The following is a 12811-nucleotide window of genomic DNA, read 5'->3' as shown; positions in this document are numbered from 1 at the left end:
ATTCTAGCGTTCGCGGTTGTGGGAGCGACGTCAGTCGCGATGACGAACCAGGAGGGCGGACAGCCTCCGCATGCAACCATCGCGACCTACGTCGCTCCCACATCAGAGACCCGTGCGGCCAGCAGCCGGTCCAGCACCGACTTCAGCGCCAGCGGCCGCACCGGCTTGGCCAGCAGCGGCAGGTCGGCATCGCGCACCGCGCGGCGCACGGCATCGGTCTGGTCGGCGGTGAGGATCAGGCACGGACGAGCACCATGCGCGGCGCGCAGGCGTTCGGCCAGCGCCACGCCGGTGTCGCCGTCATCCAGGTGGAAGTCGAACAACCACAGGTCCGCCGAACGCTCGTGCAGCGCCATCTCCGCGCCTGTGCTTCCACCCGCGGTGGCCACGCTGCAGCCCCACCCTTCCAGCACCTGCTGCAGCGCGGACAACGCCGCCGGATCGTTGTCGACGGCCAGCACGTGGCGGCCGGCGAGGCCCGGCTTGCCGGAGGACACCGGCTCAGGCGCGGGGGTCGGCACGCGCACCAGGTCCACCGCGAACACGGCACCCTGCCCCAGCCGGCTCCGCAACGACAGCGGCGCCTCCAGCAGCGCGGCGATGCGGTCGGCGATCGACAAACCCAGTCCGAGCCCCTGCCCCGGCACATCGTCGCCGCGACGGAATTCCTCGAAGATCCGCTGCTGCTCCGCTTCGGCGATGCCGGGGCCGGTGTCCCACACCTCGACGCGCAGCCGGTCGCCATGGCGACGCACGCCCAGCAGCACGCCGCCACGCACCGTGTAGCGCACGGCATTGGCCAGGAAGTTCTGCAGGATGCGCCGCAGCAGCTGCGGATCGGTGTGCACCCACGCACGCGTGGGCACGATGTCGAACGACAGCCCGCGTTCGTTCGCCAGCACGCGGAACTCGGACGCCAGCGGTTCCAGCACCTCCATCAGCGGGAAGTCGCGCGGCTCCGGCAGCAGGCCGCCCGCTTCCAGGCGTGACATGTCCAGCAGGCCGGTCAGCAGGTCCGTGGTGGAATCCAGCGCGCCGCGTACCTGCAGCGCCGTGTCGCGCTGGCGCGCCTCCGGCAGCTGCTGCGACAGCGCGTCGGTGAACAACTGCGCCGCGTGCAGCGGTTGCAACAGATCGTGGCCGATCGCGGTCAGGAAGCGGCTCTTCGCATCGTTCGCATGCTCGGCCTCGCGCTTGGCGGTCTCGAGCAGTGCGGTGCGTTCGGCGACGCGCTGCTCCAGCGTTTCGTTCGCCTGCTTGAGCTGGCGTTCGGCCTGGCGCGACGCGGTCACGTCGGTGTAGGTGGCGACGAAGCCGCCGCCCGGCATTGGATTGCCGCGGATCTCGACGATGCTGCCATCGGGGAACACGCGCTCGGTGAGGTGCGCCGTGCCGGCGCGCATGAAGGCCAACCTGCGCTCCAGCGCGCGTTCGTCCTGGCCGCGCTGCGGCATGCGCGCCAGCGCCCAGCGCGTCAGCTCGGCGATCGGTCGGCCGACCTGCAGCATCTCCGCCGGAAATCCGAACATCTCCCGGTAACGCCGGTTCCAAGCCACCAGCCGCTGCTCGCGGTCGATCACGCTGATGCCCTGGCTCATGTTCTGCAGCGCCGCTTCCAGCACCTGCTGGTTGAAGCGCAGATCCTGCGAGACCTCGCCGACGATCGCCGCCACGGTATCGAGGTCGCCGCTCTCGCGGCGCGCGGCATCCAGCAGCAGGCGGGCCGACGCGGAACCGAGTACCGCGGACAACTCGCGCTCCAGGCGCGCTTCGATCACGCCGGGCACGGGGCCGGTGCGCGGTGCGTCGGCCAGCAATTCCTCGACCCGTTCGCGCGGCAGGAACCGGCGACCCGCATCGCGCAAGGTCTTGCTGTCGAAACCTCGACTGTCGGCGCGGCGCGGCGCGTTGCCGCGCCAGCCCATCACCAGCAACGTCACCGCCGTGCCGCAGAACAGGCTGACGCCGACCGCGCGCCCCAGGCGGCTCCACCCGGTCAGGCCGAAGAAGCCATCGGGCGACAGCCCCGCGATGCCGAAGGGTCCCTCCTGCAACCACGCCGGCGACAGTCCGCGCGCATCCATCGTCACCGGCAACAGCAACAGCCAGGCCCAGACCAGGAAACCGACCGCGATGCCGGCGATCACCGCGCGCGGTGGCGTCTGCGGGCGCCAGATCGCGAAACCCAGGGCGGGTGCGAGCGTGGCCAGCGCGGAGAACGACACCGCGCCCACGTCGGCCAGCGCATCGTTGCCGGCGACCAACCGACTGTAGGCCCACGCCAACAGCATCACCGCAACGATGCCGATACGCCGCTGCGCCAGCACCGCACCGCGCAGGTCGCCGCCGGTGCCGCGCAACCAGCCGCCGCGCAGCAGGCCCGGCGCCAGCCAGTGATTGCCGATCATCAGGCTCAGCGTCAGCGTGCTGACCACCACCATGCCGGTGGCCGCGCTCAGGCCGCCGAGGAAGGCGAGCAACGCGAGGCCCTGGTGCCCCTGCGACAGCGGCAGCGCCAGTACGTAGAGATCGGAAGGCACCGCATCGCCGAACATCGCGCCGCCGGCGCGCGCCAACGGCAACAGCGGTGCCGCCATCAGCACCATGTACAGCGGGAACAGCCAGCGCGCCGTGCGCACATGCCGCTCATCGCGGCATTCGACCACGCCCACATGCACCTGGTGCGGCAGGGTGAACATCGCCAGCACGCCGAGCGCGACCAATGGCAGGAAGCCGTAGGTGGTCGAGGGCGGCGCCTGCACCGGCGGCACGTCAGGCAGTTCGGGCAAGCCCCACCAGACGAACACGCCCAGTGCCAGCATCGCCGCCAGCTTGAACAGCGATTCGAACGCCATCGCCAACACCAGGCCGCGGTTGTGCTCCACCGCGCTGGCGCGCCGCGTGCCGAACAGCATCGCGAACACCGCCATCGCCAGCGCCACGTACAGCGCGCTGTCCTGCCAGGCCGGCAGAGCATCGTTGCCGGGCGAACGCGTCAGCAGCGCGAAGCTCATCGCCACCGCCTTCAACTGCAACGCGATGTAGGGAATCAGGCCCAGCGCCGCGACCAAGGTGATGGTGGCCGCCAGCCAGCCGTCCTTGCCCAGCCGCGTGGCGATCAGGTCGGCCAGCGAGGTCGCGTTGGATTCGCGCGCCATGCGCACCAGCCGCACCAGCAGGAAGGCGCCGAACACATACAGCAGGATAGTCCCGACGAAGGTCGGCGGCAGCGGCCAGCCGTAACGCGCGGCCTGGGTCACCGTGCCGAAGAACGTCCACGAGGTGCAGTACACCGCGAGCGACAACGCGTAGATGTAGGGCCACTGCACCGCGAGCACGCGTGGATGGCGTTCGGCATACAGCGCCGAGCCGAAAAGTACGCCCAGCCAGAGCAACCCCGCCAGCACCACCACGCTGACACTCAACATGCGGTGCTCCACGTAGCGTGCGCCACGCGCACGACCTCGCGATACCCGCATCCACACATCGCACCGGACACGAAGACCGATGCCGCATCGCGCCCCGCCGCTGCAAGGCGAGCGGCGGATTCGACGATCGTGCGCATGGCGCACGCTACATGATTGAGGGACATGCCGGCGAGCATAACGCAGCAACGGCGGGCTTTCGCCCGCCGTTGCCGTTCCCGCACCGTGGCCCTGCGCGTACTCAGAAATCGTAGCGCGCGGTCAGGCTGTACTGGCGCGGCGGACCGTAGAAGCCGGTCAGCACGCCATAGGCGGCGATGTTGTAACCGGTGGTGCGGTACTCCTCGTCCGCCAGGTTGGTGCCCTGCAGCGACAGGCTCCACGCGTCGTCGAGCTTCCAGATCACGCCCGCGTTGACCAGGCCGTAGCCCTCCTGCCGGATCAGCGGGCTCAGGTCGGTGGTCGGCCACACTTCGGACTGGTACGAGTAGCCCACGCGCGCGGACAGGTTGCCGCCGTTGGCCAGGTCGGTGCGGTACTCCACGTTGAGCGCGCCGGAGAATTCCGGTGCATTGGTGAAGCGCTGGCTGTCGGCCACGTTGACGCCGCTGGTGATGAACTCGTCGTACTTCGCGTCCAGCCAGGCCAGGTTGCCGCTGATCAGCCAGTTGGCCGTCGGCAGGAACTGGTACTCGACTTCCACGCCGTTCACGGTGCCCTTGCCGGCATTGGTGAAGTCGCCGAAGAAGCTCTGCGAGCCATTCGGCAGCGTGTATGAGGTGAACACCGACAGCTGGATGTCCTCGTACTTGTTGTGGAACGCCGACAGGTTCAGGAACACGCGCTGGTCGAGGAACGACATCTTGCTGCCGATCTCGAAGCTGTCGACCGATTCGTCGTCGAACGGCTCGCCCGAGCGCGGCACCGCCGTGGTGTTGGCGCGGATGTTGTAGCCGCCCGACTTGAAACCGCGCGAGGCCAGGCCGTAGACCATGATGTCGGGGGTGACCTGGTAGTCCAGTGAGACCTTCGGCGAGACGTTCTTGAAGTTGACCGTCTTGTCGAAGTTCGCCGCCGTGCCCCACGACGTTTCGTACTGGTTGTTGGTGTAGAAGCGGTTCAGCGCGACGGCATGCTTGTCTTCGTCCGTGTAGCGCGCGCCCACGTCCAGCTTCAGGCGGTCGGTCAGGTCGAAGGTCCAGTCGGCGTACAGCGCGATGCTCTTGGTGTTGACCACGCCCTGGGTGTCGCCGAACAGCGGATTGGTCAGGCCGGTGGCCAGCAGCGGGTTCCAGAAATAGTTCAGCACCTGGCCACCGGCGTCGCCATTGAACCAGTACAGGCCCATGACGCCACGGGCACGGCCGCCGCCATCGTAGTTCGCCTGCAGTTCCTGGCTGACCTGGCTGTCGCTGTAGAACGCGCGCACGTCCACCAGCGGCAACGGCGTGGTGTCGAAGTCGATGTTGGTCTCGGTGTCGGATTCGCGCTTGGCGGCGACGTACTTGAACGCCCAGTTGTCGCTCGGCCGCCAGTTGGCGGTGACCGAGGCGCCCTTCATCTCGGTGTCGTTGATGTTCTTCATGCCGCTGCGGATGTCGTAGCGGTCGCTGGTCGGCGGATAGGCCGGGGCCAGCGGGTTGGGCGCCAGCATCTTCGCACCGCGCACACCGGACTGGTCGTCCATGTAGTCGAAGGCGAACTGCACGTCGAAATCGTCCTGCGAGTACGCGCCCAGCTGCATGCGGACCGCGTTGATCTCCTTGTCGCTGACCTCCTGGCCGGTGTACGTGTTCTCACCGAAGCCGTCGCGGTTCATGCTCGCCACCGAGACGCGGCCGCGCAGGCCGCTGTCCTTGCCGCCGATCTCGCCGCCCAGCGCCGCCTTCACGTCCAGCTGGTTGTAGTTGCCCACCGTGACCGAGGCGAAGCCGGTGGTCTCCTGCGGCAGGCCGCGCGAGATGTACTTGATCGCACCGCCGATGGTGTTCTTGCCGTACAGCGTGCCCTGCGGTCCGCGCAGCACTTCGATGCGCTCCACGTCGAACACGTCCAGCAGCGCGCCCTGCGGGCGGGCGATGTAGACGTCGTCCAGGTAGATGCCCACGCCCGGGTCCACGCCCCACAGCGGATCGGCCTGGCCCACGCCGCGGATATAGGCGGTCACGGTGCTGGTGGAGCCGCGCGCCGCGTACACGGTCAGGTTGGGCACCTGCGCATCGAGGTCGCCCAGGTCCTTGATGTTGAGCTTGTCCAGCGTCTCCGGCGTGAACGCGGTGACTGCGACCGGCACATCCTGCAGGGTCTCCTCGCGCTTGCGCGCGGTGACCTTGACCGAATCGAGCGTGGTGGCGTTGGTGGCTGGCGTGCCGGCGGCCGGCGCGGCGTCCTGCGCCCATGCCACCGGCACGGACGACAACAGGACGCAGCCGATGGCCAGGCTCAGGTGCTTGCGCTTCATGGGTCTCCCCCTCCCGGGTATGACGTTGGCGGCGGGCGGGTGCCGCCGATTGAAGCGAACACTAGGGGGTGGCCCGCGCGGAGGGCATCGTACCTTCGTACAGTGGGACGGCCGGCACGGCCCTGCGGATACTCGCCGCACTGCAACCGGCGCTGGCCGAGGAGTGTTGGATGTCGTTCCTGATCGTGCTGGCCGCGCTGTGTTTCCTGATGCTCGTGGCCTACCGCGGCTACAGCGTCATCCTGTTCGCGCCGATCGCGGCGCTGGGCGCGGTGCTGCTCACCGATCCGTCGCTGGTCGCGCCGATGTTCACCGGCCTGTTCATGGACAAGATGGTCGGCTTCCTGAAGCTGTACTTCCCCGTGTTCCTGCTGGGCGCGGTGTTCGGCAAGCTGATCGAGATCTCCGGCTTCTCCAAGGCGATCGTGAAAGCGACCATCAAGGTGGTCGGCGCGCAGCGCGCGATGCTGTCCATCGTGCTGGTGTGCGCGCTGCTGACCTACGGCGGCGTGTCGCTATTCGTGGTGGTGTTCGCGGTGTATCCGTTCGCGGCGGAACTGTTCCGCCAGAGCGACATCCCCAAGCGGCTGGTGCCGGGCACCATCGCGCTGGGCGCCTTCACCTTCACCATGGATGCACTGCCAGGCACGCCGCAGATCCAGAACATCATCCCCACCTCGTTCTTCGGCACCACCGGCTGGGCCGCGCCGGTGCTGGGCACCATCGGTGGCATCTTCATCCTGATCGTCGGCATGACGTACCTGGAATGGCGGCGTCGCGTGGCCGCGCGCAACGGGGAGGGCTATGCCGGCAGCGAAGAGCTGCGCAACGAACCCGAACCCTTCAGGGGCGATCGCCTGGCGCATCCGCTGATCGCGATCCTGCCGCTGCTGCTGGTGGGCCTGGCGAACTTCCTGTTCACCCGCTGGATCCCGGGCTTCTACGGCGACAGCCAGTCCTTCATCCCGGCCGTGATCGGCAACCCCGCACCGGTCGTGCAGGAAGTCTCGAAGGTCGCCGCGATCTGGGCCGTGCAGGGCGCATTGCTGGTCGGCATCGTCTCGGTGATCGCGTTCGCGTGGAAGCCGGTGTTCGCCAGCTTCGCCGAAGGCACCAAGAGCGCCATCGGCGGCGCGTTGCTGGCCTCGATGAACACCGCCTCGGAATACGGCTTCGGCGCCGTCATCGCTGCCCTGCCCGGCTTCCTGGTGGTGGCCAACGCGCTGCAGGCCATTCCCAATCCGCTGGTCAACGAAGCGATCTCCGTCACCGCGCTGGCCGGCATCACCGGTTCGGCCTCGGGCGGCATGAGCATCGCGCTGGCGGCCATGGCGGACAGCTTCATCGCCAACGCGAACGCGGCCGGCATCCCGATGGAGGTGTTGCATCGCGTGGCGTCGATGGCCTCCGGCGGCATGGACACCCTGCCCCACAATGGTGCGGTGATCACCCTGCTGGCTGTGACCGGCCTCAGCCACCGGCAGTCGTACAAGGACATCTTCGCCATCACGCTGATCAAGACCACGGCGGTGTTCGTGATCATCGGCGTGTTTTACGCCACGGGCTGGGTCTGAGGCCACCCATGGCGTGACCGGCCTGTGCGCGCGGTCCCAAACGGGGCATCGCGCTTGCACAATACTTCCCGCATTCCGGGGAAGGCAGGGAAATCCGCATGGCGTACTACACCGTCCCGTGGCGTCGGCTCGCCGCGCGTGGCCCACTCCGGCGCACGGCCGTCGACGCACGCGCCCGGCGCGACGCCGGCCCCGAACGACCGCCGGTGGCGACCGCCGACATCGGCACGCAGGTCCGTCAGCGCCTGAATCGCCTGTACGGCTGGAAAGGCGGCGAGCGCGCCAGTCCCAAGGACACCACGCCCGCACCGGACGCCGTGGCCGTGCCGACCGGTGGCCGCGTGATGATGGGACAGTCGAATCCCCGGCTGCTGACCCTGGCTCGCCCGCCGTTCGCCGTGCAGGCACTCAACAACCTGAGCTACGGCGCCACCGCCACCACGGTCGCCGAGTTCAATGCGCTGGGCAGCAGCGACCGCCAGCGCCTGGCCAACTATGTCGACTGGCAGCTCAACTGGGATGCGATCGACGACAGCGCGGTCACCACTCGCCTCACCGCCGGCGGCTACACCACGCTCAACAAGTCGCTCGCCCAGCTGTGGGCCGACCACGTGGTGCCGGACCCGGAATACAACATCCGCATGCGCCCCGCCAACGAGGTGCAGCGTGCCGCCTTCGTGCGCGCGGTGTACTCGCGCCGCCAGCTGCGCGAAGTGCTGGTGAACTTCTGGCACGACCACTTCAACGTGCTGGGCACCGATTTCAGCGTGGGACCCGTGTTCGTGCATTACGACCGCGACGTGATCCGCGCCAACGCCAAGGGCAACTTCCGCACGATGCTGGAAGGCGTGGCCCAGAGCACGGCGATGCTGTATTACCTGGACAACATCAGCAATTCGCGATCTGGCCCGAACGAGAACTTCGCCCGCGAGCTGCTGGAGCTGCACACCTTCGGGGCCGAGAACTACCTAGGCTTCATGGATCCGTTCCAGGTGCCGCCCTGCCCCGAGGATCCGGCGTACCCGATCGGTTACACCGACATCGACGTGTACGAAACCTCCGCCGCGTTCACCGGCTGGTCGGCGAAGAACGGGCACTGGCAGTTCCCCACCGAGAACGACGGTACGTTCGTCTATCGGCAGTCATGGCACGACGCCGGGCCGAAGTTCCTGCTCGGCATGCTGATCTATCCCGAACAACCGGCGCTCAAGGACGGCCGCGATGTGCTGGACCGTCTGGCCAGCCATCCGCGCGTGGCCAAGTTCATCTGCAAGAAGCTGATCCGCCGCTTCATCAGCGACACGCCCAAGCAGGCGTTGATCGACAGCGCGGCCGCGATCTTCCGCGCCAACTGGCGCGCCCCGAACCAGATCGAACTGGTGCTGCGGCACATCCTGAATTCCGACGATTTCATCAACAGCTTCGGCCAGAAGAACCGCCGCCCGTTCGACTGCGCCGTGGCCGCGATGCGCACGCTGGGCGGCGACTGGACGCTCAGGCTGGACCATGGCCGCAGCGGCGACTTCATGTGGCTCTATGGGTTCACCGGCCACACCCCGTACAACTGGCCGGCGCCGAACGGGTATCCCGATGCCGGCCTGGCGTGGTCGGGTTCCAACTCGTACGCCATGACCTGGCGCCTGCTGGGCTGGCTGACCGAAACCAAGGACGGCGAGGTGCCGCTGCACCCGATCGTCGACACGACGCGCGCGAACGTGCCCGTCGCCAACTGGACCGCGAATACCCTGGTCACCTGGTGGTGCACGCGCCTGCTGGGCTACCAGCCGGAGGCCGCGCGCAAGCAGGCATTGGTGGCGTTCATGGCCCAGAACGGCGACCCCAACACCTACGTCATCACCGACACCAACACGTGGCAGGGCAGCGACCTGAAGCGGCACTACAACCACGAGCGCCTGCGCAGCCTGGTGGCGCTGATCCTGATGACTCCCGAATTCATGAGCCGCTGAGGCGACTATGACCGATTTCCGACTGACCCGACGCGAGTTCGTCAAAGGCTGCGGCGCGGCCGCCATCGTCGGCACCACCGGCGCCAGCCTGATGTTCGCCGACCCCGTCGATGCCGCCGTCAACAGCTACGACACCGTCGTGCACCTGTTCCTGCGGGGCGGCATCGATGGCCTGAACCTGGTCGTCCCGATCGACGGCGTGGACCGCGGCTTCTACGAGGAAGCGCGCCCCAGCCTGAAGATCGAGACCAGTGGCGCGTACGGTGCATTGCCGCTGACGCTGTCCGGCGGCGCCGGTACCGGCTTCGGCCTGCACCCGTCCGCCACCGGCCTGCGCGACCTGTGGAACGACGGCAGGATGGCCATCGTGCATGCCTGCGGCATGGCGACGACGGTAACGCGCAGCCACTTCGACGCGCAGCTGTACATCGACCTGGGCACGCCCGGGAAGTACGGTTCGCCGACCGGCTGGATGACGCGCGCCTGGGAGACGCGACCCAACGGTACCGGCACCCTGCCGGCGCTCGGGGTCAGCGGCACGCAGCCCGCCGGCCTGATGGGCGCGATCGATGCGCTGACCATGAGCAGCCCGTCCGACTTCTCGCTCAACACCACCGCGTGGAGCTGGCAGCGTACGCGCAGCGATTCGCCCAGCGGCCTGCGCGGCGTCAGCGAGACCGTGGCCTCGCTGTGGAACGGCCAGACCGGCATGGAGGTCAACGGCCGCCGCGCGGACGGCGCGCTGCGCCTGATCGGGCAGCAGGGCTACGCCAGCCTGCCGGCCAGCTGGCCGACCGGCAATTTCGCGCAACAGTTGTGGACCATCGCGCAGACCATCCGCTTCAACCTGGGCCTGCGCTACGCCACGCTGGACCTGGGCGGCTGGGACACGCACGAGGGTCAGGGCACCGCGGGCAGTGGCTATCACTACTACCAGAACAAGATCGCCGAACTGTCGCAGGCGCTGGCCGCGTTCTATGCCGAACTCAACGGCACCGGCGAGATGGCGCGGGTGACGGTGGTGGTGCAGTCGGAATTCGGCCGTCGCGTGCGGGCGAACGCCAACGGCGGTACCGATCATGGCTACGGCAATCCGATGCTGGTGCTGGGTGGCCCGGTCAACGGGCGCCGCTTCTACGGCAGCTGGCCCGGGCTGAATCCGGAAACCCTCTCGCCTACCTTCGGCGACGTGCCGGTGACCACCGACTACCGCCGCGTGATGTCGGAGATCCTCATCCGCCGCATGGGCAACGCCAACCTCAGCCAGGTGTTCCCCGGCTATACGGGCTACGCGCCGCTGGGCCTCATGCAGGGCACGGACATCGCGCCGAAATTCGACGAGGCAGCGACCGCTGCATCGATTCCATCGCTGATGGCGACGGGCACGGGAACGCCGGCATCCGCCGACAGCATATCCAGCGAGCGCGTCGTGCCCGACTGGCAGCGCCGCGGCCCGGTGGACCGCACGCTGGTGCGTCGGGAGCGATAGGGACTCGCGGTATCAGGCGCGGTCGCGGTCGCGGTCGCGCCCGCGCGCGGGGATGCCTCAGCCCTTGCGCGCGTGCCACGCCTTGAGCAGTTCGGCTTCCTTCTCGCGCGTGATGCCCGCGCCCAGTTTGGCCTGACGCTCGGCCGGCAGGCTGCGGAACCACGCCAGCAGGTCTTCCACCGTGGTGGCGAGCGGACGGAACGTGAGCCCCGCGGCGATCGCACGCTGGTTGCTGACCGCGCCGTAGCCCGCGTACGGGTTGTCCTTCGACGGCACCCAGATCGGCAGGCCGACCTGCTGCTCGTCGAGGAATGCCGGCGGCACGTGGGTGAGCGTCATGCCGCCGCCGGTGACGGCCTGGCAGCCGTAGAGCATGGCGTCCATCGACAGCGAATAGTCCGGGCCGCAGGCGTTGAAGGTGCCAAGCGTGCGCGCCTCCGCAAGCCGAATCATCCATTCGCCCAGGTCGCGGCCGTCGATGATCTGGATGGGGTCCTGGCCATCGCCGGGCACCAGGATCTCCCCTCCCTGCGCCACGCGGTGCGGCCAGTAGGTGAAGCGGTCGGTCTCGTCGCGCGGGCCGACGATATAACCGGGCCGCACGATGGTGACGTTCTTGCCGAACTGCTTGTGCGCTTCGGCTTCGCTCAGCGCCTTCAGCGGGCCATAGAGGTTCTCGATGTCGGCGCGCAGCGTCTGCTGCGTTTCGGCCATCGCATCCTTGCCCTTGTACTGCGCCAGCGGCGAGGCCTCGTTGATGCCGGGCTTGCTGCCGTCGGCGTACACCGAGATGGTGGAGATGAAGAGGTAGTGGCCCACGTTGCCCTTCAGCACCTGGCCCGCATCGCGCACCCAGAATGGCAGGCTGGTGGGGTTGTCGATGCACACGTCCCACTTGCGGCCCTTCAGCGCGGCGAGGTCGCCGGTGTTGCGGTCGCCGTGCAGCTGCTCGACGGCCGACGGCCACTCCGGCGACGGGCGCTTGCCGCGGTTGAACAGCGTGACCTTGTGCCCGCGCTTGAGCGCGTACTCGACCTGGAACGGCCCGGTGAAGCCGGTGCCGCCGAGGATCAGGATGTTGAGCGGCTTGGCCGCCTTGCCCACCGGCTTGGTCTCGCTGGCGGCGGAGGCGAACGACGGCAGCGCGGCGGCGGCGGCGGCCAGCGCGCCCAGCTTGAACAGGTCGCGACGGGTGGTCATGCGGTGCTCCCCAGCGGTGTCAGGAAACCGACTAGATAGCACCGCTCCGGTCGGCAAACCCCTGCCGGAAGTCGTTGTGACTTCCTGTAAACCACCGGTATGGGAAAGCCAACGGCGGTCGCCCGTGTCCGGAACACAGGTGCGGTGACCAGCGTCCAACCCTTGCAGGCTCACCCTCCCCTTTCAAGGTGCCCGCAGCGAACGTCGGCCCGCCGTCGTCGAGCCTCGACGGCTCGCCGGCGAGATTCCGATTCGCACCCGTCAGCGAAAAAGGCGCGCGCGTGACCTCCAGCGTTTCGCCGGCGACACAAGAAATGTCGCGCGCGAGCCAGATACGCTTGTCGCTTCAAGGGCCGAAGCCTCGCCACCGACATGCGGCTGGTGAAGCGCGAGGCTTCGTGCCTTGCGGCCGACACCCAAGGCTTGGCGGCCGACCCGTGGAGGCTTGCAGCCCCGAAGCGTGGACACTCGCCCTCGACGATTTTCGAGTCGCACCCGAGGCGCATGCGACTCGACGCTGGGCATCGGAAGGTCGCCGGCGAGTCTTTGAGGCTCGCACGCCGCTTCCGTGGGGCGAGTCGTCACCCGCACCATGTCAGTATCACCGCGCGCAGTGTCGTCCGCAGCGCGTGACGGCCGCCATGGCCCACTCCGTGCGTTGCTCCCCTCAGGGGACCCCTGCCCCATGGAGACAC

General features: G+C 68.2%; 6 protein-coding genes. 3 read left to right on the top strand and 3 right to left on the bottom strand.

Annotation, left to right across the window (positions count from 1 at the left end):
- Positions 1 to 86 precede the first annotated feature (86 nt).
- Both Q0907_RS07930 and Q0907_RS07925 read right to left on the bottom strand, forming a co-directional pair.
- The gene (locus Q0907_RS07930; protein ID WP_299343096.1) at positions 87 to 3428 is read right to left on the bottom strand and encodes a PAS-domain containing protein; all 3342 of its coding nucleotides are present in this window, start codon (positions 3426 to 3428) and stop codon (positions 87 to 89) included.
- A gap of 238 nt (positions 3429 to 3666) precedes the next feature.
- On the bottom strand, positions 3667 to 5886 hold the full coding sequence (locus tag Q0907_RS07925) for a TonB-dependent receptor (protein ID WP_299343094.1): 2220 nt from the start codon (positions 5884 to 5886) through the stop codon (positions 3667 to 3669).
- 170 nt (positions 5887 to 6056) lie between these two features.
- On the opposite strand from Q0907_RS07925, the gene Q0907_RS07920 reads away from it, so the two are divergent.
- From Q0907_RS07920 to Q0907_RS07910, 3 genes are all read left to right on the top strand, one after another.
- Entirely contained in the window at positions 6057 to 7460 is a 1404-nt protein-coding gene (locus tag Q0907_RS07920) for a GntP family permease (protein WP_299343092.1), read from the top strand.
- A 98-nt stretch (positions 7461 to 7558) separates the two neighbouring features.
- Positions 7559 to 9427, top strand: coding sequence for a DUF1800 domain-containing protein (locus Q0907_RS07915; RefSeq protein WP_299343091.1), 1869 nt, complete (start codon positions 7559 to 7561; stop codon positions 9425 to 9427).
- Between the two features lie 7 nt (positions 9428 to 9434).
- On the top strand, positions 9435 to 10916 hold the full coding sequence (locus tag Q0907_RS07910; RefSeq protein ID WP_299343089.1) for a DUF1501 domain-containing protein: 1482 nt from the start codon (positions 9435 to 9437) through the stop codon (positions 10914 to 10916).
- Between the two features lie 57 nt (positions 10917 to 10973).
- On the opposite strand, the gene Q0907_RS07905 is transcribed toward Q0907_RS07910, so the two are convergent.
- On the bottom strand, positions 10974 to 12116 hold the full coding sequence (locus Q0907_RS07905; protein WP_299343087.1) for an NAD-dependent epimerase/dehydratase family protein: 1143 nt from the start codon (positions 12114 to 12116) through the stop codon (positions 10974 to 10976).
- Positions 12117 to 12811 lie beyond the last annotated feature (695 nt).

The sequence above is a fragment of the uncultured Pseudoxanthomonas sp. genome, from assembly GCF_947498795.1.
Classification (GTDB): domain Bacteria; phylum Pseudomonadota; class Gammaproteobacteria; order Xanthomonadales; family Xanthomonadaceae; genus Pseudoxanthomonas_A.
The sequence above is the reverse complement of the archived record's forward strand: the minus strand, read 5'-3'. Positions and strand labels throughout refer to the sequence as shown.